Source organism: Synechococcus sp. Tobar12-5m-g (assembly GCF_024345415.1).
Classification (GTDB): domain Bacteria; phylum Cyanobacteriota; class Cyanobacteriia; order PCC-6307; family Cyanobiaceae; genus Regnicoccus.
In genome coordinates this window covers 31,811-56,806 of sequence record NZ_JAGQBB010000019.1, presented here as the reverse complement: position 1 = coordinate 56,806, position 24,996 = coordinate 31,811, and the positions used below count along the sequence as shown (strand labels likewise).

Below are 24,996 nucleotides of genomic sequence, written 5' to 3'. Positions count from 1 at the left end.
TTTTTGGCCGTGGACTGCTCGTAATCACCAAAGCCGAGCTGCTTGATGCCCATGAACCCTGTTCACGCCTGCGATCACACGGCCATTCTCGCGCAGGGTGGTGGGGTTTTCCAGAGTCTCCCTAGGCCATTGGCCAGTGGGGATTGTGAAGCGGGACCGTCAATCCGTCGGGTTGTCAACCTTCTGGGGCTGGGTTGGCGCCATTTTCTTCATCAAAAGGCGCCAATGTCCTGGGGTGATTGTGTTCTGCCTTAACGCTGTCAATGAGCACCCCGGGGTGATGATTGAAGCGGCCTGTTCCCACCAGCGGCGGCCGCTGGCCTGATCCGCCCTTCCTCCGGAGCGATCCCATGCAGGCTCTCTTCCTTGACATCAATGGGGTGCTGGTGGAAGACGGCCTGCCCATTCCCGGTGCCCTCGGGCTGGTTGCGCGGGCGCGGCAGCGGGGGGTGCCGATCCGCCTGGTGACCAACACGGCGACGAAGGACCAGGCCACCATCCAGGCCGAATTGCATGGGCTGGGTTTCGACCTCGAAGCCGCTGAGTTGTTCACGGCTCCGCTGGCCACACGCCAGTACCTGATGCGCCACCGGCTGCGTCCCCATGCCCTGGTTCATCCCGCCATCGCCGCCAGCTTTGCCGATCTCGCCGTGTGCCAGCCGAACTGCGTGGTTCTCGGGGATGCCCGCGATGGCTTCACCTATGGAGCGCTGAATCGGGTGTTTCAGCTGGTTCAGCAGGGCATGCCGCTGATCGGCATCGGTAGAAATCGCTATTTCCGGGAAGGGGGCCAGTTGCTCCTCGATGCCGGCGCATTTCTCCAGGCGATCGAATGGGCCGCCGGTGTCGAGGCGGTGGTGATGGGAAAACCAGCGGTGGCATACTTCCAGGAGCTGGTGAGCTCCGTGGGCCTGCAACCCGGGGATTGCTTCATGGTTGGCGATGACCTGGAGGCCGATGTGATCGGCGCCATGGCGGCGGGCCTGGGGGGCTGCCTGGTGCAAACAGGGAAGTATGTGCCCTCCGACCGGGAACGCCTGCCTCCAGAGGCCCGGTTGATCGCGAGCGTGGCGGATCTGCCGGGCCTGCTTGGTTGGGGTTAGCCGATCCAGCCGGCCAGCTGGGAGGCGGCCCGGGAACGGACCAGGGCCCGGGCGGCGGGCAGGGCGGGCTCCAGCCGCAACGAGCTGAACGGTGGCAGGCTGCGGCTGCGCAGCCAGGCCCCCCAGCGGAATTCGTGGAAGGGAATCAGCGGCGCCGCCTCGATCAGCTTCTCCTGCTTGAGGGCCCAGACGAGGCTGCGATAGGGGTCATCCTGGAGGTCATGGAGCCCGGTGGGCAGCCGTTGGGGTGATTGCGGCCCCTGGCCCCGGGCGTCGTAGAGGTACAGCCAGCCCCGATGGAGCAGGGCCTCCAGAACATCTCGACGAACCGCGAGATCCAGCTCCAGCACCACGTAGCCGAAGGCGGTGGCGTCGGGGTCCACCGCGATCAGGCCGCTGAGGCGGTGATGTCGGTCGAGCATCCACAGCTCCCCCGCGGCGCTGCGCACAAGCGGGACGGGCTTGCCGCGCAGGTAGCGGCGACGATCCTTGGCGCTCTCACCGGCGAAGTCGGCGCGGCGGTGGCGCACCTCCGCCAATCCGACGCAGAGCTGGGTGGGCTGAAGCTGCGCCACCGGCACCTCCAACAACTGCTTCGGGGAGTCGGGCGGGGGGGGGAGGGGCTCAAAGGGAGGGAGCTGGAGCACCATGCGGAGATTCAGGCCAGCGGCTGGGGCATTGTCACCGAATGGGAGAGGCGGGATCGTCGCTGACGGGTTTCGCCCAAGGTGACGTGCGCAGGGAATGCGTTGTGACGGTGCGAACCAAAAATTGGATTGACGCACCAACCTTGACGCCTTCTTAATCTAGGCATAACTCAAACGATCCTCCTTGCCTGCTAATAATTCGGTGGAAACTTGATTGGCTTCTCTGATGACCTTCGCCAAGAAGGCCTCGATCTTCTCCGTTCTTGCCATCCTCGGCACAGGCGCAACGGTTTCGGCTCAAAGCGCCCTCAACGGCGCAGGAGCCTCTTTCCCAGCCCCTTTTTATCAGCGCGCCTTCGCTGATCTGGCCGCCGCTGGTGGGCCCAAGGTGAACTATCAATCGGTGGGCTCAGGCGCAGGGGTGCGCCAGTTCATCGCCGGCACCGTGGATTTTGGTGCCACTGATGAGCCGATCAGCTCCGCTGACGCCGCCAAGGTGAGCCGCGGGGTGGTGCAATTCCCCTCCGTTGGCGGCACGATTGCGGTGGGCTTCAACAACCCGGGCTGCACCCTCAAGCTCACCCAGAAGCAGCTTGCCGATATCTTCCTTGGCGAGATCAAGGATTGGAAGCAGGTCGGCTGCAAGCCCGGCAAGATCACCGTGGCTCACCGCTCCGACGGTTCCGGCACCACCTTCGCGTTCACCAGTTCCCTCTCGGCCTTCTCGCCTGCCTGGAAAAGCAAGGTGGGTGCGGGCAAATCCGTCAATTGGCCTGTGGGAGTCGGCGGCAAGGGCAACGAGGGTGTGGCTGGGGTGATCCAGAACACTCCGGGCTCGATCGGCTACGTCAATCAGGCTTTTGTGAAGGGCAGCGTCAAGGCGGCCGCTCTTCAGAACAAGGCTGGAAAATTCGTGCTTCCCAACCTCAAGAGTGGCGCCGCCGCCCTCAACAACATCAAGCTTGATGGCATGTTGGCTGGTGAGGACTTCAACCCGGCCGGTGCTGAAAGCTATCCCATTTCCACCCTCACTTGGATTCTGGCCTACAGAAAGGGCAATGGGGCCAAGGCTGGGGACATCCGCAAGGCCATGAGCCATCTGCTCAGCCCCGCCGCCCAGGGCAAGGCCGACGATCTCGGCTACGTGCCCCTGCGTGGATCCATTCTCAACAGTTCCAAGAAGGCGGTGGCGAACATCGGCTCCTGATCCAGCCAGCCGCTCCTTCCCTCAGCCGCTGGGGGAACCAAGGTTCACCGGGGGGCTGAGGCCCCCCTTTTTTCTTGTCTCGCTGGGAATCTATGGCTCCGGAGTGGGACCAGCTTCTTAGCCTCGGGTTAATCAGTCGCTCATCCCACCTTTGCCCCCCTGTCTGTCGCCCTCCATACACTCCGCTGGTGTCCCCGCGTCGTGACCATGGTTTCGAGCCCCTTTCGCCATGCCGGCCGCAGCGACGCGATTCGCGAGGTCCTGGAAACCAGTTACCGCAACCGCAACCTGCTCCACATCACGGCGGGCAGCGCCGTTCCCCTGCTCAAGAACTGCATCTGGCTCGTCGTGCGGGGCATGGTGAAGCTGGAGGCTGTCACCATCCATGGAGATCCCCTCCTGCTGGGGCTGGCCGGGCCGAACGAGCCGTTCGGGGAACCGCTCACCAACGTGCTGGCCTATGAGGCCTTCACCCTGACCGACAGCGACCTGCTCTGCCTGACCTGCGCCGAGATCGAGCAGTCGCCCCATCTGGCCATGGCAATGATGCAGGCGGTGGTCAGCCGCTACCGCCAGGCGGAAACCATGCTCTCGCTGCTGGGCCTGCGACGCGTCGAGGAGCGGGTGCGGGGCTTTCTGGAATTGCTGGCCCAGGAGTACGGCCAGCCCTGCGACCAGGGCCTGCGCCTCAACCTTCGCCTCACCCACCAGGAACTGGCCAGCGCCCTGTGCACCACCCGGGTCACCGTGACCCGGGTGATCGGCCTGCTGCGGGATGAGGGCTGGCTACAGATCGATGGCCAGCGCCACCTGGTGATCAGCCACCTGCCGAAACGACGTTGATGACAACCGCCAATGGCCTAGCGTCAGGTTCGTGACCAGCGCCATCGGCATGCCGCGTCTGCTCATCGTCGATGACGACGAAAGCATCCGCACCACCCTGGCAGAAGCCCTGCACCAAGAGGGTTTTGAAGTGGTCTGCGCCTCCGACGGACGCCAGGCGATCCAGCAGTTCGACGCGCGGCAGGCCCAGGGCACCGGTGGATTCGATCTGGTGTTGCTGGATCTGATGCTGCCGGGCATTGGCGGCCTGGATGTCTGCCGCCACCTGCGCCGCGCCGACTCCCGCACGCCGATCCTGATGGTGAGTGCCCGGGACACCGAAACCGATCGGGTGCTTGGCCTTGAACTCGGCGCCGACGACTATCTGATCAAACCCTTCGGACTGCGGGAACTGGTGGCCCGGTGCCGGGCCCTGTTGCGGCGCTCGCAGCAGGGTGGCGAAAAGTTTCCGGTGGGCGCGGTGCTCCACCACGCCGAGCTCAGCCTGTATCCGGATGAGTTCCGCGTCACCCGCGACGGTCAGACCGTGTCGCTATCCCCCAAGGAGTACAGGCTGCTGGAGTTCTTCATGCAGAATCCCGGCCGGGTCTGGAACCGCAACCAACTGATCGATCAGGTGTGGGGCACCGATTACGTGGTGGATACCAAAACGGTGGATGTTCACATCCGCTGGCTGAGGGAGAAGCTGGAGGCGAATCCCTCAGCGCCGCAGCATCTCCTCACCGTTCGGGGCTTCGGCTACCGATTCGGCTGAGGGCGGCGCCGCTTTGGCCGCTGCCCTTGCCCTTGTCGTTGCCCTTGGCCTGGGGTTGGGGGGCGGCTTCTGGCTGGGCTCCAGGCCGGCGCGGCGCCGTTGGCTCCCCGGCCGTCCCCCCCAGGACCCCCCCTGCCCACCCAGCTTGCTGCTCAGGGTTCTCGAAGAAGCCCCGCTCGGTTTGCTCCTGCTCGACGGGCAGCTCACGATTCGTTCCATCAACGCCAGAGCCGAGCGGCTGCTCGAGCTGGGTCCCGCTCCCCTGGTCCGCGGCCAGCCCCTGTCGGCGTTGATCGACGCCCCGCTCGTGGAGGAGGCCGTTCGCAGCGCCCTGCGCCAGCAGCGCCCTGAGCGCGTCGAGTGGCAGGAGGGCGAGGAGCCGATGGAGGCCACCCTGCTACCTGCGGAGGGGGGCTGGTTGGCGCTGTGGCTGAGCAGCCGGCGGTCGCTGGAATCCCAGCTCGATCAGCAGGGCCGTTGGGTGAGCGATGTGGCCCACGAGCTCAAGACCCCGCTGACCTCCCTGCTGCTGCTGGGGGACAGCCTGGCCGCCCAGTCCAACGGCACCCCTGGCGTGATGGTCGAGCGGTTGCAGCGCGAGCTGCAACGGTTGCAGCGGCTGGTGGGGGATCTGCTGGAGCTCTCGAGGCTGGAGAACAGCCTTCCCCGCGATGAGTTGCGCTATGAGGTGCTCGACCTCGGCGAGCTGGTGGAGGAGGTCTGGTCGATGCTGCGCCCGTTGGCCGAGCAGCGCGGTGTCGGGCTCGCTTTCCCCAATCGACCCTCCAGCCTGCTCTGGGGGGACGCCTCACGCTTGCACCGGGCCCTGCTCAACTTGCTCGACAATGCCCTGCGCTACAGCCCCGATCAGGCGGAGGTGGAGGTGCGTTTGACGGGAAGCCCGCAGTGGTGGGAGCTGGAGGTGCGCGACCACGGCTCCGGCTTCAGCGAGGAGGATCTGGAGCATCTCTTCGAGCGCTTTTATCGCGGCGATCCCTCCCGGGTGCGCAGCAACCGCTCCGGCAGCGGCCTTGGCCTGGCGATCGTGGAGCAGATCGCCCTCACCCACGGGGGCCGGGTTCAGGCCCGCAACCACCCGGGCGGCGGCGCCGTGGTGGAGCTGGTGCTGCCAAAAGGGGTGTGAGGCTCCGCAACCACAGCGACACATACACCAGCGCCACCAGCACCGGCACCTCAATCAGCGGGCCGATCACCCCGGCCAGGGCCTGGCGGGAGCTGACCCCCCAGACGCTGATGCTCACGGCAATGGCCAACTCGAAGTTGTTGCCGGCGGCGGTGAAGGCAAGCGTCGCTGTTTTCGCATAGCTCAGGCCGTTGCGGCGACCGACCGCGAAGGCCACGGTCCACATGATTGTGAAATAGAGCAGCAACGGCACCGCCACCCTGGCCACCGTGAGCGGATCGGAGGTGATCGCCTGCCCCTGCAGAGCGAACATCACCACGATCGTGAACAGCAGGCCGTAGAGCGCAAAAGGGCTGATGAACGGGATGAAGCGCTGCTCGTACCAGCGGGGTCCCTTGAGGCTCAGGCCGATCCGGCGGCTGAGGTAGCCCCCCAGCAAGGGCAGCCCCAGAAACACCAGCACCGCCTTGGCGATCTCCGCCATCGAAAAGGCCACGTCCTGGGTGGCCAGGCCAAGCCAGCCGGGCAGGATCTTGAGGTAGAAGCCACCCAGCAGGGCATAGGCCAGCACCTGGATGATCGAGTTGATCGCCACCAGCAGGGCGGCCGCCTCCCGGTCGCCCTGGGCCAGATCGATCCAGATCAGCACCATGGCGATGCAGGGGGCCAGGCCGATCAGGATCAACCCGGTGCGGAACTCCGGCTGCCCCGGAAGAAAGATCCAGGCCAGGGCGAACATCAGCGCCGGTCCCAGGCCCCAGACCAGGAGCAGCGAGAGCCGCAGCAGGCGACGATCGCGCGCAGCCCGGCCCAGCTCCTCGTAGTGCACCTTCGCCAGCACCGGGTACATCATCAGCAGCAGTCCCAGGGCGATCGGCAGGGAGGTGTTGCCGATCCGCACCGCATCGAGAACCCCCTGGATGGCGGGGAAGAAGCGGCCCAGCAGCAGCCCGCCCGCCATCGCCAGCAGGATCCACAGCGGCAGGAACCGATCCAGCAACGACAGCCTGGCCAGCACGGCACGTTCTTCGGCAGTCCGGCAATGGCCGGTCGGGGCCGGGGTCAGGTCGCTCATGTGCAAGGAGCGGCGGGCTTGCTGCACTGGGCGCCCAGCTCCGCCAGCCAACTGCGCAGCTGTTCGATCGCTTCCGGGCGCAGGCTGTAGTAGATCCAGCGGCCCTCCTGCCGATCGGCCAGCAGCCCGGCTTCCTTGAGCACCTTGAGGTGGAACGAGAGCTTCGACTGGGCCAGCCCGAGATCGGCGGTGAGATCACAGACACAGCGCTCGCCGCCGCCCAGGGCCTCGATCACCCTCAGGCGCAGCGGCTCGGCGAGGGCCTTGAGCAGGGCCCGGGCCTGCTCGGATTGGATCGGCGGACTGGCAACAGCCCCTGGATCGGCCATGTGATCGGCAACACGTCTTGAATCAACTCTAGTTGATCTATGTTCGTAGCACCGCGGGCTTTCCGAATGAAGATCGGCATCAACGGCTTCGGCCGCATCGGCCGCCTGGTGTTCCGCGCCCTCTGGGGCCGGCCCGGCATTTCCCTGGTGCACGTCAACGATCCGGGAGGCGATGCCGCCGCCGCCGCCCACCTACTGGAATTCGACTCGGTGCATGGCCGCTGGCCCCAGGCCGTGGAAGCGAACGGGACGGGCTTCCTGGTGGAGGGCCAGCCCGTGGGCTACAGCCAGCAGAAGGATCCCACCGCCGTGCCCTGGCTTGACGCCGGTGTGGATCTGGTGCTCGAATGCAGCGGCAAGATCAAAACCCCCGAAACCCTCGAGCCCTACTTCACCGCGGCGGGCCTCAAGCGCGTGATCGTGGCCTGCCCGGTGAAGGGTGTGATCGCCGGAGAAGAAGCACTCAACATCGTCTACGGCGTCAACCACCACCTGTACGACCCCAGCCGCCACCGACTGCTCACCGCCGCCTCCTGCACCACCAACTGCCTGGCACCGGTGGTGCAGGTGGTGCAGGAAAGCTTCGGGATCCGCCACGGCTCGATCACCACCCTGCACGATGTCACCAATACCCAGGTGGTGGTGGATGCGTTCAAGAGCGACCTGCGCCGGGCCCGTTCCTGCCTGCAGTCGTTGATCCCCACCACCACCGGCTCGGCCCGGGCGATTGGCCTGATCTTCCCCGAGTTGCAGGGAAAGCTCAACGGCCATGCCGTGCGGGTGCCGCTGCTCAATGCTGCCCTCACCGACGCGGTGTTCGAGTTGGAGCGTGCCGTGACTGCGGACGAGGTCAACGCCGCCTTCGAGGCCGCCGCCAACGGGCCCCTGAAGGGAATCCTTGGCTACGAAACCAGGCCCCTGGTGTCGATCGACTACGTCAACGATTCGCGCAGCGCCATCGTTGATGCCCTCTCCACGATGGTGATCAACGGCACCCAGCTCAAGGTCTACGCCTGGTACGACAACGAGTGGGGCTACAGCTGCCGCATGGCCGATCTGGCCTGTCACGTGGCTGCGTTCGAAAGTGCCGTCCTGGAGGGTCCCGCCCGATGAAGCACCTCACGGGATTGCAGCAGTACGCGGTCGTCACGGCCAACTACTGGGCCTTCACCCTCACCGATGGGGCCCTGCGCATGCTCGTGGTGTTCCACTTCCACCAGCTCGGCTACTCCACCCTGGAGATCGCCTTTCTGTTCCTCTTCTACGAATTCTTCGGGATCGTCACCAACCTCTACGGCGGCTGGCTGGGGGCCCGCTTCGGGCTGCGGCTCACCCTCTGGGCCGGAACGCTGATGCAGGTGGCTGCCCTGCTGATGCTGATTCCGGTGGCCGACAGCTGGCCGCGCTTGTGGAGTGTGGCCTACGTGATGGTGGCCCAGGCGATCAGCGGCATCGCCAAGGACCTGAACAAGATGAGTGCCAAGAGCGCCATCAAGACCGTGGTGCCGGAAACCCCCGAGGACTACAGCCGGGGCGAGACCCAGTTGTTCAAATGGGTGGCGATCCTCACCGGCTCCAAGAACGCCCTCAAGGGGGTGGGGTTCTTTCTGGGGGGATTGCTGCTCACCACGATCGGCTTCAGCGCCGCCGTTGGGGCCATGGCCGCCGGCCTGTTTCTCTCCTTCCTGATGACCCTGGTGCTGCCCGGCGAGATCGGGCGCATGAAGGAGAAGCCCGCCATCATGGCCCTGTTCTCGAAATCGAAGGGCATCAATGTGCTCTCGACAGCCCGCTTCTTCCTGTTCGGCGCCCGTGATGTCTGGTTCGTGGTGGCCCTGCCGGTGTTCCTGCAGGCGGTCCTGGGCTGGAAGTACTGGGAGGTGGGAGGCTTCATGGGCCTCTGGGTGATCGGCTACGGGATCATTCAGGCCTCGGCCCCGGCCCTGCGGCGCAGCTGGGGGAAAAGTGCACCTCCGGGGGTGTCCGCCGTGCAGTTCTGGAGCGCCGTGCTGACGGCCATCCCCGCCTTAATTGCGATCAGCCTGTGGCGCGATGTGGGCAACCCCGGCGTTGCCGTGGTGGTGGGCCTGGCGGCCTTTGGGGCCGTGTTCGCGATGAATTCCTCGATTCACAGCTACATGGTGCTGGCCTACACCGATGCCGAATCGGTGAGCCTCAACGTGGGCTTCTATTACATGGCCAATGCGGCCGGCCGGCTGGTGGGCACGTTGCTCTCCGGCGCCCTGTTCCTGGTGGGAGGCCTGCAGGCCTGCCTGTGGGCCTCCTGCCTGCTGGTGGCCCTGGCCTTCCTCTCGGGGATTCGCCTGCCGCCGCCCCTGCGGCAGCAGCTCAAGCCGGCCTGATTTCAGGCATCAGCCTCCACCACCAACAGAGCGAGATGCAGGCGCTGGCTCAGGGGCATCACCCCATTGTGGGGGCCGACGCTTTTGCCGTCTGGCCTTGCTCAGGGGAGCGGCTCCACTCCCTCCAGCGCCGTGCGCAGCTCACCGATGAACTCCTCATCCAGCTCGGTGGCGGTGAGCTCATCACCGACCAGGTCCTGGATCAGGGGGTAGAAGCGCACCTCGAACCATTTGCGGAACACCGCGTAAGTGCGCTCCGCCGGCCAGGTGCCGGTGTCGCGATGCCAGTAGTCGAGCTCGGCTTCAAAGATCGCCTCGTAGACCTCCTCGAGGATTTCTTCGGCCTCCTCTTGCGTGTCGTAGTCAGGGATCAGGTACAGGCAGGGCTCACTGGCTCCAGCAACCTCCACATCCAGATCGAGCTGCCGGGCCCAGTCGAGCAGTTGCCCGCTGGGGTAGATCCCCACCGCGCAGCGGTTCACCACGGCCATGGCCCACCCGGCGGCACTGCCCAAACGCTAGGCATGGCCTTCTGAGCCGGCATGACACTGGCGGGACCCAGACAACATCTCGGACTCGATGCACTGCAACAGGAGTGTGGTGGACGGCTCCAATGAGTAGGGCGCCCCTTGTCGGGCGCCCTACTGCTGCGCAGAAGCCAAGGGCTAGGGCCGGTTGCAGGGCTTGGTGAGGTTCACTCCAATGGTTGGCTGATCAAAAGCCGTTGCTGTTCTCGGAAGCCAGCTGATCAAGCCTCGGTGCTCCATCGAAAGACAGCCGGATCAGGCGTTCCGGATCGATTGGAGTCAGCTGGAAAAGCCTGATGGCACGCCGCAGTCAGGCCGCAGCGGCCTCGATGATCGCCGTGGTAGAGGCTTCCACCGCTCGGGCCACCTCCCCCATGGAGGGATCGGCTGAGAGGCTGGCGAGCATCGCCTCGGGGCGGATCATGCCGATGCGGGTCGTGCCGGTTTCGGTGTACACCGAGATCCGGCAGGGCAGAGCCATGTTGAGCGCCATCGTGGTGCTGAGCACCGCGGCGGCCTGCTGGGGGTTGCACACCTCAAAGATGCGGCACTGCTCCGGGAACGGCAGGCCTTTGCTGCGCAGGGTGCTGCCCAGATCATGCACGGCCAGCACGCCGAAGCCATGCTCCTCCACCGCCTCTTGCAGAGCGGCGCTCGCTTCCTCGAAGGATTTCGGCGTGTCGAGGATGAAGTACGGATCCATCGGTGGGCTCAGCGTGTGCCGTACCAACTGCGATACCACTGGGCCATCTGCTGGATTTCATCGCTCTGCACCCGCACCATGGCCTGCTGCAACTCACGAAGCTCCGGTTGCTGGGAATTGGTCTGGGCCATCGAGGCCATCATCACGCCCATCTGGTGGTGGGGAATCATCTGCTCGATGAAGGCACGGTCGAAGTCAGGGGCTGCGCTCAGGGCAGAGAGGTTCGTGCCACCACCCATCTGTCCCATACCCCCGCCCATGCCCATTCCTCCACCCATGCCCATGCCGTTCTGCCAACCCCAGCCTGTGCCCGGCCCCCAACTGGGCACATCTTTGCCAAACCACTGCCGGTACCAGGCGCGCATCTGGGCGTTCTCGCGGGTCTGACTGACCTTGATGTTCTTCGCCAGCTCCTTGATCTCGGGCCGCTTGGCGCGGGTGAGGGCGAGATCGGCCATGGCGATCGCCCCGTCGTGGTGGGGGATCATCATCACGATGAACTGCTGATCCGAATGGCCCATCCCCATCTGACCCGGGCCACCCACGCCGCTTCCGTACCCGGGCATGCCGGCACCGCCCCAACCCTGGGACAGGCACCGGGTGCCTGTCCAAAGGGAGACCGTGATGATGCCTCCCGTGGCCAGCAGCAGAAGGGCTGGCCGTCCGAAGATTCTTCGGCGTGGATCGTTGTTGGTCATCCTTTTGACACCGCTCGCTTACCGTCCATCTCCACGGTGGCCATGGGTTAGCGAATGGCTTGACAATTCAGCCGAATGTTCATGCGACCTCCGCCGGCCGGGGGCTGCTCAGACGTTGAGATTGGGGCAGATCACGGCCGTGTTTGGCGCTGGATCGCTCTGCCAGTTCTGCAGAAGGCTTTGCAGTTCCTTCCTGAACAGACGCAGCTCCCGCAGCCTTTCGTCCACCAGATCGATCTGCCGTTGGAGCTGCCGCTGGATGTCGCCGCAGGGCAGTTCTCCGGCATCGTGCACCGCCAGACACTCCTGAATGTCATCAAGGGTCAGACCGAGGCTCTTGAGCCGCCGGATGAATTCCAGGCGCCGCAGGCTCTCCTCACCGAACAGGCGGTAACCGCCTTCGCTGCGGCCGATCGCCGGCAGCAGGCCGAGATCCTCGTAGTAGCGGAGCGTCTTGACCGGCAGGCCACTGCGGCCGGCGAGGGCCCCGATCTTCATGCCAACGGCTGCCATGGGCTTGACTCTCCACCCGTGGGGAGACTCTAAACTGATCAAGGACTGCTCCTCCATCACACCGTGAACCGCATCGCTCTGGCTCTCCTCCTGTCGGCTGGTGCCTTGCTGAGCCCCGGCGTCGTTCGGGCCCAGGCCAACGACATGTTTCCGAGCCAGGCCGCTGCGGAAAAGCGAGCCAAGGAACTCAAGTGCAGCGGTGCCTTCGCGATGGGCAAGGAGTGGATGCCCTGCAAGAACTTTGATCTCTACGAGAAGGCCGTCTCCCGGGAAAAGTGACACCAGTGGCTCCTTTCTCTGACCATCCCCGCGAAAACTCGATGACCCAGCACGACAGCAGCCCCCTCCAACAGCCCTACCGGTGGGCCTTGCTGGTCGCCCTGTCGGCGGTGGCCTTCGCCCCGCTCCTCACCACTGCACCCGCTGCGGCGCACATGAAGGGCATGTTCAAGACCAAGCAGGAGGCGGAGCAACGCGCCGTCGAGCTCAAGTGCAAGGGCGCCTTTGCCATGGGCTCGCTGTGGATGCCCTGTGCCAATGAGCAGGCGCTCCATAAGGCCCTGCAGAACAACTGACTCCAAGCGCCGCCGGGGATCCCCATGAGCCGCCGCCACCTGCGCCGCCGCATCCATCGAGCCCTGGTGCCGATCGCAGCGGTCCCCCTGATCATCACCGCGCTGTCGGGTTCGATCTATGGACTGATGCTGGCGAACAACATCGATGCCTTCTGGCTGCTCAAGGTCCACACGGGCAACTTCGGGATGCTCAACCTGCAGCCCTATTACTCGGCGATCATCGGAATACTCACGTTGATCATTGCCATCTCAGGCGTCGGCCTGCTGCTCGGCGGCCCCCGAAAGGGAGCAACATCACTGAGCTCAAAGGCAAAAGATCAGGAACCAGGATACGAAAATCACGGGACATAACTCTCCATCTAACTGGACACCACTAGCTTGAAGGAATGACCCCTTCCCCGAGCTCGTCTTGCTGCCATGCCGAGGGCCCAGCCGGATCGGCAGACGGCATGGAGCGGGAGCTGGCCCGGGAACGAACGCTGTTGCGCCGCAGGGTCAGCGTGGCTGCCGTGCTCACCGTCCTGGTGGTGGTCTCCAGCCTGCCCCACATGCTCGGCGGTGGGCATCATTCCTTCCTGCCGCTCTGGTTCACCAGCCCCTGGACCCAGCTGATCCTCACCACACCGGTGTTGTTCTGGTGCGGGCGTGACTTCTTCACCGGCGCCGTCTCGGCCTTCCGGCAGCACTCTGCCGACATGAACACCCTGGTGGCGGCCGGCACCGGCATCGCCTACCTCACCTCGCTGTTCAGCACCCTGTTCCCGCAGGTGCTGATCGCCGAAGGCCTTCCGGCCGACGTGTATTTCGAGACCGCCGCGGTGATCTTCACCCTGGTGCTGCTGGGCCGTTTGCTGGAGGCCCGGGCCCGCGGTCAAACCTCAGAAGCGATCCGGCGGCTGCTGCAGCTGCAGCCCCCCACCGCCCGGGTGCTGCGGGATGGACAGCCGATCGAGATCCCGGTGTCGCAGGTGATGGTAGGGGACCTGGTGCAGGTGCGTCCCGGCGAAAAGATCCCGGTGGATGGGGTGGTGAGCGAAGGCAGCTCCTGGGTGGAGGAATCGATGCTCACCGGTGAACCGACCCCCGTCGCCAAAGCCGCCGGTGATGCCGTGATCGGCGCCTCGATGAACCGCAGCGGCAGCTTCACGTTCCGCGTCAGCCGGGTGGGGGGCGACACCGTGCTCGCCCAGATCGTGGAGCTGGTGCGCCAGGCCCAGAGCTCCCGCACCCAGGTGCAGCGCCTGGCCGATCAGGTGGTGGGCTGGTTCGTGCCGGTGGTGATCGCCCTGGCGATTACGGCCTTCGTGGTCTGGTTCCTGATCAGCGGCAACGCCGTGCTGGCGATGCTCTTCCTGGTGAGTGTGCTGGTGATCGCCTGCCCCTGCACCCTGGGCCTGGCCACCCCCACCTCGATCATGGTGGCCTCCGGCAAGGGGGCGGAGAACGGCCTGATCTTCCGCAGTGCCGAGGCCCTGGAAACCGCCGGCAAGCTGCGCACCATCGTGCTCGACAAGACCGGCACCCTCACCCGCGGCCAGCCGGAGGTGACTGATTTCGAACGGCTCCCCGGCGGCGTGCTGCCGGCCGGCACCCTGCTGGCGCTCACGGCCGCGCTGGAATCCCGCTCGGAGCATCCCCTGGCCGAAGCGATCACGACCTATGCCCGCAGCCAGTTGAAGGACAGTGAACTGCCTGCGGTGGAGGGCTTCGAGGCGGTGGCCGGCCGCGGCGTGCAGGGATCGATTGCCGGCCAGCAGGTGCGGGTCGGTACCCCCCGCTGGTTCGAGGAGCTGGGCATCGACACCGCCGCCCTCAAGCCCCTGGTGGAGCGTCTGGAGGCCGCCGCCTGCAGCGTCGCGGCCGTGGTGGTGGATGGACGGATCGAGGCCTGTTTCGGGGTGGCCGATCCCCTCAAAACCAGTTCAGCGGCCGCGGTGGCCGCCCTGCGGCGCCTGGGATTGCAGGTGGTGATGCTCAGCGGCGATGCCCGCCGCACCGCCGAGGTGGTGGCCGCCCAGGTGGGAATCGAGCGGGTGATCGCCGAAGTGCGCCCCGCCGACAAGTCCTCGGTGATTCGCAAGCTGCAGGAGCAGGGGGAGGGCCCGGTGGCGATGGTGGGCGACGGCATCAACGACGCCCCCGCCCTGGCGGCGGCCGATGTGGGCATCGCCATGGGCACCGGCACCGATGTGGCGATCGCCGCCAGCGACATCACCCTGATCTCCGGCAACCTTGCCGGCGTGCCGGCGGCGATCGAGCTCAGCCGCACCGCCATGGCCAACATCCGCCAGAACCTGGTCTTCGCCTTCGCCTACAACGTGGCCGGCATCCCGATCGCCGCCGGCCTGCTGTTCCCTCTCACCGGGTGGTTGCTGAGCCCGATGATCGCCGGCGCCGCCATGGCCTTCAGCTCCGTGTCGGTGGTGAGCAATGCCCTGAGGCTGCGGAGCTTCCACCCCGCGCGCCTACCTCTTCCAACCACCTGATGCTGATCCTTGCTGCCGCAGTGCCCCTCTGGCGCACCATCGACCAACCCGTGGCCCTCAAAGGGCTGGTGGCCATGGTTGGCTTGCTGCTCATCGCCTGGGAACTGTGGTGGTTCCTCGGTCGCCATGGCGGTGGCGTGGTGGCCCGCGAGAGCGAGGCGGGCTTGCAGGAAATCACCATCACCGTCGATGGCGGCTACGCGCCCTCAAGAATCAAAGTGAAGGCAGGCAGGCCTCTGAGGCTGTCGTTTCACCGGATCGATCCGAGCGGCTGCGTTGCCCAGGTGATCTTCCCCGATTTCCACAAGACCCTTGATCTGCCCCTTGAGGCCACCACCAGCCTGGAGTTGCCCCCCTCCGAAGCCGGCGTCTATCCCTTCCACTGCGGCATGAACATGGTGCGAGGCGTGCTGGAGGTGGTGGAGGAGAGGGCCAACAATCAGAGCGCAAAAAGGGCGTCGTAATTGTGATATTCGCTCTTGCGTAATCCCTCCACCGCCAGCATCCTCCGCAGTTCGATGATCTCGGCCCGTTGGGCCACGATCACGCCTCGCGCGAAACGGCGGATCGTGGGATTGGTGCTTTTGGCCAGGGCGTCGTGGGCCATGATCAGCGCCCCGCCGTGGTGGTGGAGCATGCCTTCGAGGAACCACACCACCCGGTTGTCCCTGGTGGGGAGCTCGCCCATCATCCGCATGCCGTCGATCTGGGCCTGGCTCATGCGGGTCAGACCAGACAGGCTGTTGGGATCGCCGCCAGCTGCCAGCGCCACCGGATAGACGGGCGCCTGGGGGTACCAGACCTTGCGCCACAGCCCCATGGCCCGGATCTCGTTGGCTTGATCGCGCCAGATCGTCTTGCCGAGGGCTCCCACGCCAGGCGCACCGATGCCGAAGACGAATTCGCTCATCCGCAGCGCCCCGGTGTGGTGCTGCACCATCCCATCGATGAAGCGCAGGTCGTAGGTGGCACCGGCGGGGCCCACGTCATGGGCATGGCCCGCATGGGCCGGGGCGGCCATCCCTGGCATGCCTTGGTGCCCTTCGTGATTCATGCCACCGGGCATCTGGGCCAGGGCAGGAGCCGCTACGCTGAGGGCAGAGCCGAGCCCGATCAAGGTGGCGGTTAAGCGGGATGGGCGCATGACGGCAGATTGAGGCCACCTCACCGTATGGTCTCCTCTTGGCTGGAGAGTCAAGGGGCAAGGGTGCAGCAAATCCGCGCCGGCCGATGTCGGTCCTCCAGGACTTGACTCTCCCCTCGACTGGAAGCCCTACCTTGAATCCAGGGAGCTGCGGCTCCCTCTGGCTGTTCGGAGGACCGCTGATGACCTCTTCCCTCAAGCGCCGGCAGGTGCTGGGCCTGGGGCTCGCCGGCCTGGGTGCGGCGGTGGCCGGGCCTGCCCTCTGGGGCCAAGACCGGCTGGCCTCCCGTGGCGGCCTCGCCGATCTGGAGCTGGTGGCCCGCGCAACGCCGGGAATGGTTCCCGGTGGCCCCGCCACGCTGCTCACCTACAACGGCCGCTCGCCCGGCCCGCTGCTTGAGGTGAATGCCGGCGATCAGGTGCGGCTCCTGCTGCGCAACGACCTCCAGGAGCCCACCAACCTGCACTTCCACGGGCTGCACATCCCGCCCACCGGATCAGGCGACAACGTCTTCCTGACCGTGCCGCCCGGCGGGTCCACCACCTATGCCTTCCAGGTGGCAGGCGATCACCCGGCCGGCCTCTTTTATCTGCACCCCCACCACCACGGCCACTCGGCCGATCAGGTGTTCGGCGGCCTCGGCGGCGGCCTGGTGGTGCGCGGCGATCTCGACCGGATTCCTGAAGTCGCGGCTGCCAGTGAAACCGTGTTGGTGCTCAAGGATTTCGCCAGCGCCGCCACCACAGGTGAAGCCGGCATGGGCATGGGCATGGGCATGGAGCGAATGCTCGGCAGGGAAGGTCCACTGCTCACGGTGAACGGAGAGCTCAATCCCGGCCTGGCGATCCCCAGCGGCGGCCTGCTGCGCCTCCGTCTGCTGAATGCCTCCAATGCCCGCATCTACCGCCTTGCCCTGGAAGGGCACCGGCTGGTGCTGATCGCCACCGATGGCGGCGCGATCGCGACCCCTGAGCCCCTCGACGAAATTCTGCTGGCCCCTGGCGAGCGGGCGGATGTGCTGGTGCAGGGCAACCAGACGCCCGGCAGCTACCGCCTGCTCGATCTCCCGTATCAACGCAGTGGTCACGGCGGGATGGGCCAGGTGGCGCCCGCCGCGAACGGCCCCCAGACCCTGGCCACCCTCCGTTACGCCGGAACAGTGGTTCCACTGCCGCTGCCGGCGGCCCTGCTGCCTGTGCCGGCCCTGCCGCAGCCGGAGCGCACGCGCCGGTTCTCCCTGGCCCATGCCATGGGGATGGGAATGGGCGCTGGTGGCATGGGCTTCGTGATCAATGGCCAGCCCTTCGATCCCGATCGCATTGACACCCGGGTGTCGCTGGGCAGCACGGAAGACTGGTTGATCGTCAATCACGACGTGATGGACCATCCCTTCCATCTGCACGTCAACCCCTTCCAGGTGATCAGCCGCGCGGGCCGCCCTGAAGACCAGCGCCGCTGGAAGGACACTGTGCTCGTGAAAGCGGGAGAGGAGGTGCGCATCCGGGCGACGTTCCGGGATTTTCCAGGGCGCACCGTGTATCACTGCCACAACCTCGACCACGAGGATCTGGGGCTGATGGGGGTGTTGCAGATCGATGCTCAGGCAGGTTGATCAATCGCACCGCGGTTGGATGGCCGGACTCGCCTCAGCCGCGCTGTTCGGCTCCAGCGCTCCGCTGATCGGCAGCTTCAGCCACGGGCCTTCCCCCGTACTCGTGGCGGGTCTGCTGTACGCCGGTGCGGCGTTGGTGCTGTTGCCCCTGGCCGTGGCCGAGGCCCCGACCAGCCGCCACGCTCCGATCCAGCGGCAGGATCTCCCCCTGTTGGGGCTGATCACCCTGCTGGGCGGCATCGCCGGTCCGATCGCCCTGGTCAAGGGCCTGGCGCTGCTCACCCCGGGGGCCTCGGCGTTGCTGCTCAACCTGGAGGCGGTGTTCACGGTGCTGATCGCCGTGGGGGTGGGGAAGGAGCATCTCGGCCGTGACGGCTGGGCGGCGGCCGCCCTGACGCTCTGCGGAGCCCTGGTGCTCTCGGCTGGTCCCCTGGGCGGCAGCCAGTGGCAGGGCGTGCTGTGGATCGCCCTGGCCTGCCTGTGCTGGGGCATCGACAACAACCTCGCCCAGCGCCTCAGCCTGCGCAACCCCCTGCAGATCTCCGCCGCCAAGGCCCTCGGGGCTGCCCTGCCGATGCTGGCCGTGGCCCAGCTGCAGGGGCACCCGGTTCCGTTCGTCTGGATGAGCGCCGCCCTGCTCGGCATCGGCAGCCTGGGCTATGGCGTGTCGATCTGGCTCGACATGGTGGCCCTGGCCTCCCTTGGCGCCGCCAGGGAAGCCGTGGTCTTCTCCACCGCGCCCTTCCTTGGTGCCCTGGTGGCGGTGGCCCTGCTGGGTTCACCGCTCAGTCCATCGCTTGTGCTGGCGGCGGCCGCCATGGCGGTCAGTACAGGCTTGCTGCTGCGATCCAGCCATGGCCACTGGCACCGCCATGCCGAACTCGATCACCAGCACCGCCACTTCCACGCCCCTGTAAACGGCGATGCTCACCACATTCATCCCCACCGACCGGAGGAACTCGCGGACCTCGAGCCTGACCAACCCTTCTGGCACAGCCATCGCCATCGCCATGACCCGCTGGCCCACGAGCACCCCCACGTCAGCGATGTGCACCACCGCCATCAGCACTGACCCGACGGCTCTGCCTAAGCCTCAGATCCGGATCAATGGCCAGCTCTTGGCTGATCACCTCCAAGAACCGGCTAGAGCAGTCCCATTGGGTGGAGCGGAATTGCCTTATCTGGAGACCATCAATCAAGCAATCCGGCGTAAGCAGGTATGTTCGCCGGCAATGAAGTCGGGAAACGACAAGCTCTTCGGCCTACGGCACACTGCTCTTTCAGGCGCTTGTGCGCAGAGTTGCGTAGGCAATCACGCTGGAGGATCCGTTGATTCTTTGCCACTGCAAACTCTGGATCCTGCGTGAATCATGCCTGGTAGCCGAGGTCCAAAGATCATCCCTGCGCCCTTGATGGTGACGGATTAATCAATTGCTGGTGACAAATGTCACGCCGACAAGCAGTGAATGGTGGAGGCCGGATCCGCGCAGCGCCCTACGTTTCCCTGCGCTGGGGTTTGGTCGTTCGTCATGCCAGGAGTGCTTCGCAGGTCAGCCTCCTGGGTGCTGCTTCTCATCGTGGCAGCGGTTCTGCTGCTTGCCTGGCTTGGACCCTGGCGTTCCCATTCACGGGAGTACTGGATCAAGGCGGAGGAGATGCTCTGGAGTTATTCCCCCTCCTATCCGATCAATCGGATGACGGCCGCACCGTTCGGGGAGAAGGAACTGGTGTTCCTCAAGCCGGGGCCCGACCGCATCGGTCGGATCTACCGCAAGGCCGTGTTCCGCTCCTATGGGCCGAACTTCGACACGCTGCTCGATGGTCCCCAGCCCTCCGGCGGGGCGAATCCTGATGGGGGCCGGGTTCGCAGGCCGGGCTCGCGCGAGGAGCATCTCGGCGCGCTCGGACCGATCCTACGCGCCGAGGTGGGCGACACGATCGTGGTGCATGTCCGCAACGAAACCCGTTTTCCGGTGAGCCTCCACCCCCATGGGGTGGCCTACGACAAAGCGAATGAAGGTTCCGGCTATGCCGTTAGCTCGAGGGATTCCACTGGCTCCCATCGGGCCCATCAGGTCCATGGTGGCGGCAGCCCTGGCCATGCCGTGCCGGCTGGTGGCACCTTCACCTACCGATGGCAGGTGCCTCCCCGCTCAGGACCGGGACCGGCCGATCCGGACTCGATCGCCTGGCCCTATCACTCCCATGTGAACGAGGTGGGCGACACCAGCGCCGGTCTTGTGGGGGCCATCGTGATCCACCGACGCGGCAGCCTGGACGAACGACGGCAGCTGCCCAAGGGCGTGGATCGCCAATTCGTGAACCTGTTCACGGTGACCGATGAAAACAAGAGCCTTTACCTCGAGACGAACATGAGGGAGTTTCTCGGCAACGCCCCGATCAATCCGGAAGACGAGGAGTTCGTCGAGAGCAACCTGATGCATGGCATCAACGGCTTCGTGTATGGAGATCTCCCCGGTCTCACGATGGCGGAGGGGGAGCATGTGCGCTGGCATGTGATGAGCATGGGCACGGAGATCGACATCCACACCCCCCACTGGCATGGCGCCACGCTCCTGGAGAACGGCCGGCGGCTCGATACCACGGAGATCTTCCCGGCGAGCAGCAGAACGCTGGACATGACGCCCGATCGGCCCGGCATGTGGATGTTCCATTGCCATGTGAACGATCACATGGAAGCGGGCATGCACGCCATGTTCACCGTCAGGCGTCGCCACGGAAATCAGATGGATCGAACTGTCCGCAGAGCGCCGTACGTTCAGCGCTGGAGCTGGCGGTCAGAGGCAAGCCAGCAGGGCAGCTTCAGCGACCAGTGCCAGGACGCCGCTTAGCAAGGCGAGCCTGCCAGCACACTCCAGCAGGTTGGAGGCGACCATGAAGCGGGTGGGAATCATCGGCGGACCTCCTGGGCTGGGAGTGATCGCCAGCAGCGGACCTGCGACGGCAACTCACGCTATCGGAGGATTGCGGAAACTGAACAGTGGGTCACTGTTCAGTAAGAAATGTCGGGATTTTCGCAACGGTTGCCCTGCTTGACGCAGGGCCCGCGCCTGTCAGGGCGAATGCCCACGCAGGCTTGAGGATTGAGCTTTCTTGCCCTTGCCGGCTAGATCCCTGGCCACTATCTTGACCTTGTCGGTGAGGCTCAATGCGTGGATTCGATGGGGATCAGGAATGGAGAAAGGCGACATCTAAAAATCAAGCTATCAGAGCTTTTCGCCCTGATTTCATCACCCTATTGAGGCGATGAAGAGGAGTCCATTGCCTTGCGCTGAGAATGTTGGGAACCTTGGTTCGGGCATCCCTGGCGGCACCCTTCGTTGCGACAGCCAGGTCCCCAGGGGTGGAGTGGCACCGAAGCGGATCCCCGCCTTTCTGACAGCCTGACCCCATGCCCCCGCCGTCCACCGCCCAGCTCCGCCCCTGCCTGCTGAGCGGTGGCCAGAGCCTTCGCATGGGTACTGACAAGGCCCTGTTGGCTCACCCAGGCGGCGGCACCTGGCTGGAGCACGGCCTGGGGTTGCTGGGCAGGCTGGGGCAGCCGGTCACCCTGCTGAGTCGGCACCCCCACCACGGCCTGCTGGCCCGCCAGCTTGCTGAGCGCCAAGGCCTCTGCATCGAGGTGCTGGTGGAGCCGGCCCCCTGGGAAGGTCCCCTGCTGGCCCTCACCCGCCTGATGGCTCACCACCGGGGCCAACGGCTGCTGCTGGCCCCGGTGGACATGCCCTGGCTTCGTTTCGAGACCCTGCAACAACTGGTGGAGGCCGGGCTGGAGAACCCGGAGACGATCCAGGTTGCCCATGACGGCCAGCGGCTCCAGCCCCTGCTCGGGCTCTATCCGGCCACGGCCACCCACTGCAACTCCGCCGAGGCCTTCACCGCCCGTGGCGGCCGCAGCCTGCTGCGCTGGTTGCGCCAGAGCCGGAACTTCAGCGCCGTGGCCCTCGATCCTCTCCAACTGATCAACGCCAACACCCCGTCCGACTGGCCGCCACGCGGCAACCAATCGGGCTGAGGCCGCGCCAGGCTTGTTGACCGGTGCCGTGCCAAGCCGTTCCCGATGCTCGAGATGGCCTCCCTGCGCGATCGCCTCGGCCGCCCGCCAGGGGTGTTGCGCCTTTCCTTGACGGCCCGCTGCAACCTCGCCTGCCCTTATTGCTGCCCCGACAGCGAGGACCCGCCCGAGTTGCTGACCCTGGCGGAGCGGGTCCAGCTGGTGGGCGTGGCAACGGAGCTGGGCTTCCGCCTGTTGCGGCTCACCGGCGGGGAACCGCTGCTGCATCAGGGTCTGGAGGAGCTGGTGGCGGCCCTGGAGCCCCTGCGCGGAGGGCAGAGCAGCCCGGGTTTGCCGGGGTTGCGCGAGATCGCCCTCACCACCAATGGGGTTTTGCTGAGCGCCGAGCGGGCCCGGGACCTGCGGGCGGCGGGCCTGGATCGGATCACGGTGAGCCTCGATGGCACCGATGGCGCCAGCGTGGCGCGCATGGCGGGCCTCGCCGCTGGGGCGGCGGCCGGAGCGGCCTTGCTCGAGAAGGTGCTCGCCGCGCTGGAGCATGCCCGGGCGGCGGGGTTTGATCCCGCCCGAGGGGCCCTCAAGCTCAACGCCGTGATCGCCAGGGGCCGCAACGAGGATCAGCTGCTGCCCCTGGCGGAGCTGGCCCGGCAACGGGGGATCGAGCTGCGCTTGATCGAGTTCATGGACGTGGGCAACCGCAATGGCTGGCAGCCGGATCTGGTGCTGCCCGCCGCAGAGATGGTGCGGCGGATCGGCGCCCGCTGGCCCCTGGTGCCCCTGGGTCGCCAGGCCCATGGCACGGCCAGCCGTTGGCGCTACCGCGATGGCGGGGGCCATCTGGCCGTGGTGGCCTCGATCTCCGCTCCCTTCTGTGGCGACTGCGACCGGCTGCGCGTCACCGCTGATGGGGTGGCCTTCACGTGTCTGTTCGCCTCCAGTGGCCTGGATCTCAAACCCTGGCTGCGCTCGCCGGCAGCCGCCGGGGAGACCCTGAGCGGGGCCATGGGGAGTCTGTGGAGCCATCGCCACGACCGGTACAGCGAGGAGCGCGCTGAAGAGCCTGCTTCAGGCACTGTCACAACCCAGCGCTCCCATGCCGAGATGGCCTATCTGGGGGGGTGATCAGCCGGTGCGGGCCGTTGATCTCGGCCGGACAAGCTGCTGGTGAACTCAGCCACGCGGAGCTCGCGGCAGTAGCCCCGAAAGCAGCTGAGGGCGGCCCGGTGCCGCTCGGCCGATTCGGCCATGCAGGCATCGATCAGGCATGTCACGCCATAGCCGCGATCTGCCGCATCCTTCACGGTGTGATCGATGCACTGATCCGTGAGCAGGCCCGCCACCACCAGCTCGGTGATGCCGATGTTGCGCAGGATGTAATCGAGGTTGGTGGAGTGGAAGGGGGAGGAGGAGCTTTTCGGCAGCACCAGTTCGTCGGGCCGAGGAGCGAGGGCCTCGATCACCCTGGCTTCCCAGCTGCCCGGGGCAAAGCCCAGGCCGGAGCGCTTGTAATCGAGGCTGCGGTCGCGGCCATCGGCGGTGAGGTTGGCGATCACGGTGTGGATCACCTCCAGGCCGCTGGAGCGGGCGTGCTCCAGCGCCTGCTCCAGCCGGGGCAGGACCGCCTCCTGGAAGTGGGCGTCGAAGCCGGGTGGACGGGGCGGCCGCGGGGAGGGGGGCAGCGGGGTGGCTTCTGCGTTGCCCGCGGGACCAGCCGGTCCGCAGGTGCCGTTCTGGACATCGACCAGGAGCAAGGCTGCAGGAGCCAAGGGAGCAGGGGCTGTGGCTTCCACGATGGCCTGTGGCGCCGAATCGGGCAATGATTTCCTGGCCCGTGGCTGCCCTGCCGTGCCGGAGCTCCCCAGCGCCACTGCCCAGACCACCGAACTGATGCAGCGCGGCCTGCGCCGGCTGGCGATCACCTTCGTGAACCACGCCGGATCGGTGCTGGTGAAGGGGGTGCCGCTGGAACGCCTGGCGCTGGTGGCAAGCCAGGGAGTGGGCTTCTCACCGGTGGCCGATGCCTTCGGGGCCACGGGTCTGATCGATCCGCAGCAGAGCCTGGCCCGCCCGGATGGCGACCTGCGCCTCAAGCCCGATCTCACCGCCCTGCGCCCGCTCGATCCTGCCTCCGGCTGGGCCTGGGCTCCGGGCGTCCGCCATGGCCGTGATGGTGAGGTCTATAGCCTGGATCAACGGGGCTTCTGCGCCAGGCAGCAGGCGGCTTTCGCGGCTGCCGGCCTGAGCGCCCTGGCTGGCTTCGAGATCGAGTGGATGGTGGGGCTGCCCCAGCCGGTTGGCAGTGCCGGGGGCTGGACGCCGGCGGTGGTGGGTGGCCCCTACGGCGCTGATCGCCTGGTGCAGGGGCTCGATTACCTCACCGCCGTGGCAGAGGCCCTCGATGCGGCCGAGCTGCCCTGGCTGCAGCTGCACCCCGAGTACGGCGCCGGCCAGTTCGAGCTGTCGCTGGCGGCGTCGCCGCCGCTCGAGGCCGCCGATCGCCTTGTGGCGGCGCGCCTGGTGATCCAGCAGGTGAGCCGCCGCTTCGGCTGGATCTCCAGCTTTGCCCCCTTGGTGACGGCTGATCTGGTGGGCAACGGCGGCCACCTGCATCTGAGCGTGACGGACCAGGGCGTCCCGCTCCTGGGTGGCGGCATGGGCACCGCCGGCCTCACGGCCCGGGGGGAGGCGCTGCTGGCGGGTCTGCTGGAGCAGCTGCCGGCCCTGATGCCCCTGGCCTGCGCCCTGGCGGTGTCGTACGAGCGGCTGGCCCCGGGCCGCTGGGCGGCGCCTTTCCAGGTGTGGGGGGTGGAGAACCGGGAGGCGGCCCTGCGCCTCGTGCCGGCCGGCGGGGGCGAGCCCGGCCACCTGGAGTTCAAGGTGGCCGACCTCAGCGCCAACCCCTATCTGCTGGTGGGTGCGGTGCTCGCGGTGGCGCAGAACGCCCTGCAGCAGCCCCGGGTCCTGCCGCCGCCGCTGTCGGGTGATCCAGCTGCCGCGGCTGCCGCCGTGGCCCCGAGGCTTCCCCAGACCCTCACCGAGGCGGTTCGGGCCTTCGAGGCCAGTGCGGTGCTGGGGGAAGCGATGGGTGAGCAGCTCCAGCGCACCGTGGTGGAGGCCCGCCTGGCGGAGGTGCGCCGCAGTGACGCCCTCACCGATGAGGCGTTGATCGCCTCCACCCGCGCCTGGCCCTCCTGACCAGTCCAGCCACGGCACCCCCTGAACGTCGGGCCGCCGAG

27 protein-coding genes are annotated in these 24,996 nt (G+C 66.5%); 18 read left to right on the top strand and 9 right to left on the bottom strand.

Annotated elements, in window-relative coordinates; genetic code table 11:
* Positions 1-350: 350 nt before the first annotated feature.
* Complete coding sequence (locus KBY66_RS11960; RefSeq protein ID WP_255089764.1) at positions 351-1,103, top strand: TIGR01458 family HAD-type hydrolase; 753 nt, start codon at positions 351-353, stop codon at positions 1,101-1,103.
* Here the strand turns inward: KBY66_RS11960 and KBY66_RS11955 are convergent.
* Positions 1,100-1,753, bottom strand: coding sequence for a ParB-like protein (locus tag KBY66_RS11955; RefSeq protein WP_255089763.1), 654 nt, complete (start codon positions 1,751-1,753; stop codon positions 1,100-1,102). The genes KBY66_RS11960 and KBY66_RS11955 overlap by 4 nt on opposite strands.
* Positions 1,754-1,976: 223 nt before the next feature.
* Here KBY66_RS11955 and pstS point away from each other — a divergent pair, with 223 nt between their 5' ends.
* The 4 genes from pstS to KBY66_RS11935 all read left to right on the top strand — a co-directional run bounded on the left by pstS (position 1,977) and on the right by KBY66_RS11935 (position 5,698).
* Entirely contained in the window at positions 1,977-2,957 is a 981-nt protein-coding gene (gene pstS, locus KBY66_RS11950; RefSeq protein WP_255089762.1) for a phosphate ABC transporter substrate-binding protein PstS, read from the top strand.
* A gap of 207 nt (positions 2,958-3,164) precedes the next feature.
* A complete protein-coding gene (locus KBY66_RS11945) occupies positions 3,165-3,800 on the top strand; it encodes a Crp/Fnr family transcriptional regulator (RefSeq protein WP_255089760.1) in 636 nt (211 codons plus the stop codon).
* A gap of 49 nt (positions 3,801-3,849) precedes the next feature.
* Positions 3,850-4,554, top strand: coding sequence for a response regulator transcription factor (locus KBY66_RS11940; protein WP_255089784.1), 705 nt, complete (start codon positions 3,850-3,852; stop codon positions 4,552-4,554).
* Positions 4,555-4,567: 13 nt separating this feature from the next.
* Positions 4,568-5,698 (top strand): sensor histidine kinase, encoded by a 1,131-nt coding sequence (locus KBY66_RS11935; RefSeq protein WP_255089759.1) that lies wholly within the window; start codon positions 4,568-4,570, stop codon positions 5,696-5,698.
* On the opposite strand, the gene arsB is transcribed toward KBY66_RS11935, so the two are convergent.
* Positions 5,616-6,773 carry an ACR3 family arsenite efflux transporter gene (gene arsB, locus KBY66_RS11930; RefSeq protein ID WP_315855508.1) on the bottom strand — a complete coding sequence of 386 codons (1,158 nt, stop codon included), beginning with the start codon at positions 6,771-6,773 and terminating at the stop codon, positions 5,616-5,618. The two genes, KBY66_RS11935 and arsB, sit on opposite strands and share 83 nt — an antisense overlap.
* Positions 6,770-7,102, bottom strand: coding sequence for an ArsR/SmtB family transcription factor (locus tag KBY66_RS11925; RefSeq protein WP_255089758.1), 333 nt, complete (start codon positions 7,100-7,102; stop codon positions 6,770-6,772). The genes arsB and KBY66_RS11925 overlap by 4 nt, the downstream gene beginning before the upstream one ends.
* Positions 7,103-7,168: 66 nt before the next feature.
* Here KBY66_RS11925 and KBY66_RS11920 point away from each other — a divergent pair, with 66 nt between their 5' ends.
* Entirely contained in the window at positions 7,169-8,215 is a 1,047-nt protein-coding gene (locus tag KBY66_RS11920; protein ID WP_255089757.1) for an ArsJ-associated glyceraldehyde-3-phosphate dehydrogenase, read from the top strand.
* Entirely contained in the window at positions 8,212-9,465 is a 1,254-nt protein-coding gene (gene arsJ / locus KBY66_RS11915; protein ID WP_255089755.1) for an organoarsenical effux MFS transporter ArsJ, read from the top strand. The genes KBY66_RS11920 and arsJ overlap by 4 nt, the downstream gene beginning before the upstream one ends.
* Before the next feature lie 101 nt (positions 9,466-9,566).
* On the opposite strand, the gene KBY66_RS11910 is transcribed toward arsJ, so the two are convergent.
* The 4 genes from KBY66_RS11910 to KBY66_RS11895 all read right to left on the bottom strand — a co-directional run bounded on the left by KBY66_RS11910 (position 9,567) and on the right by KBY66_RS11895 (position 11,906).
* Positions 9,567-9,956 (bottom strand): hypothetical protein, encoded by a 390-nt coding sequence (locus KBY66_RS11910; RefSeq protein WP_255089753.1) that lies wholly within the window; start codon positions 9,954-9,956, stop codon positions 9,567-9,569.
* A 346-nt stretch (positions 9,957-10,302) separates the two neighbouring features.
* Positions 10,303-10,695, bottom strand: coding sequence for a DUF302 domain-containing protein (locus KBY66_RS11905; protein WP_255089752.1), 393 nt, complete (start codon positions 10,693-10,695; stop codon positions 10,303-10,305).
* 8 nt (positions 10,696-10,703) lie between these two features.
* Positions 10,704-11,393 (bottom strand): DUF305 domain-containing protein, encoded by a 690-nt coding sequence (locus tag KBY66_RS11900; RefSeq protein WP_255089751.1) that lies wholly within the window; start codon positions 11,391-11,393, stop codon positions 10,704-10,706.
* A gap of 108 nt (positions 11,394-11,501) precedes the next feature.
* On the bottom strand, positions 11,502-11,906 hold the full coding sequence (locus KBY66_RS11895; protein WP_255089750.1) for a heavy metal-responsive transcriptional regulator: 405 nt from the start codon (positions 11,904-11,906) through the stop codon (positions 11,502-11,504).
* Positions 11,907-11,969: 63 nt separating this feature from the next.
* On the opposite strand from KBY66_RS11895, the gene KBY66_RS11890 reads away from it, so the two are divergent.
* The 5 genes from KBY66_RS11890 to KBY66_RS11870 all read left to right on the top strand — a co-directional run bounded on the left by KBY66_RS11890 (position 11,970) and on the right by KBY66_RS11870 (position 15,431).
* Positions 11,970-12,185, top strand: a complete 216-nt coding sequence (locus tag KBY66_RS11890; RefSeq protein WP_255089749.1) for a DUF3721 domain-containing protein — start codon at positions 11,970-11,972, stop codon at positions 12,183-12,185.
* A gap of 41 nt (positions 12,186-12,226) precedes the next feature.
* Positions 12,227-12,481, top strand: a complete 255-nt coding sequence (locus KBY66_RS11885; protein WP_255089748.1) for a DUF3721 domain-containing protein — start codon at positions 12,227-12,229, stop codon at positions 12,479-12,481.
* A 24-nt stretch (positions 12,482-12,505) separates the two neighbouring features.
* Entirely contained in the window at positions 12,506-12,832 is a 327-nt protein-coding gene (locus tag KBY66_RS11880; RefSeq protein ID WP_255089747.1) for a hypothetical protein, read from the top strand.
* 98 nt (positions 12,833-12,930) lie between these two features.
* Positions 12,931-14,967 (top strand): copper-translocating P-type ATPase, encoded by a 2,037-nt coding sequence (locus KBY66_RS11875; protein ID WP_399225474.1) that lies wholly within the window; start codon positions 12,931-12,933, stop codon positions 14,965-14,967.
* Positions 14,967-15,431: a cupredoxin domain-containing protein gene (locus KBY66_RS11870; protein ID WP_255089745.1), complete on the top strand. Its 465-nt coding sequence runs from the start codon at positions 14,967-14,969 to the stop codon at positions 15,429-15,431. The genes KBY66_RS11875 and KBY66_RS11870 overlap by 1 nt, the downstream gene beginning before the upstream one ends.
* Here KBY66_RS11870 and KBY66_RS11865 read toward each other — a convergent pair.
* Positions 15,407-16,111, bottom strand: a complete 705-nt coding sequence (locus tag KBY66_RS11865; protein WP_255089744.1) for a DUF305 domain-containing protein — start codon at positions 16,109-16,111, stop codon at positions 15,407-15,409. The genes KBY66_RS11870 and KBY66_RS11865 overlap by 25 nt on opposite strands.
* A 182-nt stretch (positions 16,112-16,293) precedes the next feature.
* On the opposite strand from KBY66_RS11865, the gene KBY66_RS11860 reads away from it, so the two are divergent.
* From KBY66_RS11860 to KBY66_RS11840, 5 genes are all read left to right on the top strand, one after another.
* Positions 16,294-17,724 (top strand): multicopper oxidase family protein, encoded by a 1,431-nt coding sequence (locus KBY66_RS11860; protein ID WP_255089742.1) that lies wholly within the window; start codon positions 16,294-16,296, stop codon positions 17,722-17,724.
* Positions 17,725-17,743: 19 nt separating this feature from the next.
* Positions 17,744-18,796 (top strand): DMT family transporter, encoded by a 1,053-nt coding sequence (locus KBY66_RS11855; RefSeq protein WP_255089740.1) that lies wholly within the window; start codon positions 17,744-17,746, stop codon positions 18,794-18,796.
* A gap of 490 nt (positions 18,797-19,286) precedes the next feature.
* Positions 19,287-20,576: a multicopper oxidase domain-containing protein gene (locus KBY66_RS11850; protein ID WP_255089738.1), complete on the top strand. Its 1,290-nt coding sequence runs from the start codon at positions 19,287-19,289 to the stop codon at positions 20,574-20,576.
* A gap of 560 nt (positions 20,577-21,136) precedes the next feature.
* Complete coding sequence (locus KBY66_RS11845) at positions 21,137-21,760, top strand: molybdenum cofactor guanylyltransferase (RefSeq protein WP_255089736.1); 624 nt, start codon at positions 21,137-21,139, stop codon at positions 21,758-21,760.
* 45 nt (positions 21,761-21,805) lie between these two features.
* Entirely contained in the window at positions 21,806-22,882 is a 1,077-nt protein-coding gene (locus KBY66_RS11840; RefSeq protein WP_255089735.1) for a GTP 3',8-cyclase MoaA, read from the top strand.
* On the opposite strand, the gene KBY66_RS11835 is transcribed toward KBY66_RS11840, so the two are convergent.
* A complete protein-coding gene (locus KBY66_RS11835) occupies positions 22,867-23,526 on the bottom strand; it encodes a cysteine hydrolase family protein (protein ID WP_255089733.1) in 660 nt (219 codons plus the stop codon). The two genes, KBY66_RS11840 and KBY66_RS11835, sit on opposite strands and share 16 nt — an antisense overlap.
* A 13-nt stretch (positions 23,527-23,539) precedes the next feature.
* Here KBY66_RS11835 and KBY66_RS11830 point away from each other — a divergent pair, with 13 nt between their 5' ends.
* Positions 23,540-24,955, top strand: coding sequence for a glutamine synthetase (locus tag KBY66_RS11830; protein WP_255089732.1), 1,416 nt, complete (start codon positions 23,540-23,542; stop codon positions 24,953-24,955).
* Positions 24,956-24,996 lie beyond the last annotated feature (41 nt).

Excerpts from the sequence above, each read along its gene's own strand:
- KBY66_RS11940 (WP_255089784.1), top strand. The coding sequence starts at position 3,850 with ATGCCGCGTCTGCTCATCGTCGATGACGACGAAAGCATCCGCACCACC.
- KBY66_RS11865 (WP_255089744.1), bottom strand. The coding sequence starts at position 16,111 with ATGCGCCCATCCCGCTTAACCGCCACCTTGATCGGGCTCGGCTCTGCC.
- KBY66_RS11860 (WP_255089742.1), top strand. The coding sequence starts at position 16,294 with ATGACCTCTTCCCTCAAGCGCCGGCAGGTGCTGGGCCTGGGGCTCGCC.
- KBY66_RS11960 (WP_255089764.1), top strand. The coding sequence starts at position 351 with ATGCAGGCTCTCTTCCTTGACATCAATGGGGTGCTGGTGGAAGACGGC.
- KBY66_RS11870 (WP_255089745.1), top strand. The coding sequence starts at position 14,967 with ATGCTGATCCTTGCTGCCGCAGTGCCCCTCTGGCGCACCATCGACCAA.
- arsB (WP_315855508.1), bottom strand. The coding sequence starts at position 6,773 with ATGAGCGACCTGACCCCGGCCCCGACCGGCCATTGCCGGACTGCCGAA.
- KBY66_RS11895 (WP_255089750.1), bottom strand. The coding sequence starts at position 11,906 with ATGGCAGCCGTTGGCATGAAGATCGGGGCCCTCGCCGGCCGCAGTGGC.
- KBY66_RS11905 (WP_255089752.1), bottom strand. The coding sequence starts at position 10,695 with ATGGATCCGTACTTCATCCTCGACACGCCGAAATCCTTCGAGGAAGCG.
- KBY66_RS11845 (WP_255089736.1), top strand. The coding sequence starts at position 21,137 with ATGCCCCCGCCGTCCACCGCCCAGCTCCGCCCCTGCCTGCTGAGCGGT.
- pstS (WP_255089762.1), top strand. The coding sequence starts at position 1,977 with ATGACCTTCGCCAAGAAGGCCTCGATCTTCTCCGTTCTTGCCATCCTC.
- KBY66_RS11840 (WP_255089735.1), top strand. The coding sequence starts at position 21,806 with ATGCTCGAGATGGCCTCCCTGCGCGATCGCCTCGGCCGCCCGCCAGGG.
- KBY66_RS11920 (WP_255089757.1), top strand. The coding sequence starts at position 7,169 with ATGAAGATCGGCATCAACGGCTTCGGCCGCATCGGCCGCCTGGTGTTC.
- KBY66_RS11880 (WP_255089747.1), top strand. The coding sequence starts at position 12,506 with ATGAGCCGCCGCCACCTGCGCCGCCGCATCCATCGAGCCCTGGTGCCG.
- KBY66_RS11925 (WP_255089758.1), bottom strand. The coding sequence starts at position 7,102 with ATGGCCGATCCAGGGGCTGTTGCCAGTCCGCCGATCCAATCCGAGCAG.
- KBY66_RS11910 (WP_255089753.1), bottom strand. The coding sequence starts at position 9,956 with ATGGCCGTGGTGAACCGCTGCGCGGTGGGGATCTACCCCAGCGGGCAA.
- arsJ (WP_255089755.1), top strand. The coding sequence starts at position 8,212 with ATGAAGCACCTCACGGGATTGCAGCAGTACGCGGTCGTCACGGCCAAC.
- KBY66_RS11885 (WP_255089748.1), top strand. The coding sequence starts at position 12,227 with ATGACCCAGCACGACAGCAGCCCCCTCCAACAGCCCTACCGGTGGGCC.
- KBY66_RS11875 (WP_399225474.1), top strand. The coding sequence starts at position 12,931 with ATGGAGCGGGAGCTGGCCCGGGAACGAACGCTGTTGCGCCGCAGGGTC.
- KBY66_RS11945 (WP_255089760.1), top strand. The coding sequence starts at position 3,165 with ATGGTTTCGAGCCCCTTTCGCCATGCCGGCCGCAGCGACGCGATTCGC.
- KBY66_RS11855 (WP_255089740.1), top strand. The coding sequence starts at position 17,744 with ATGGCCGGACTCGCCTCAGCCGCGCTGTTCGGCTCCAGCGCTCCGCTG.
- KBY66_RS11955 (WP_255089763.1), bottom strand. The coding sequence starts at position 1,753 with ATGGTGCTCCAGCTCCCTCCCTTTGAGCCCCTCCCCCCCCCGCCCGAC.
- KBY66_RS11900 (WP_255089751.1), bottom strand. The coding sequence starts at position 11,393 with ATGACCAACAACGATCCACGCCGAAGAATCTTCGGACGGCCAGCCCTT.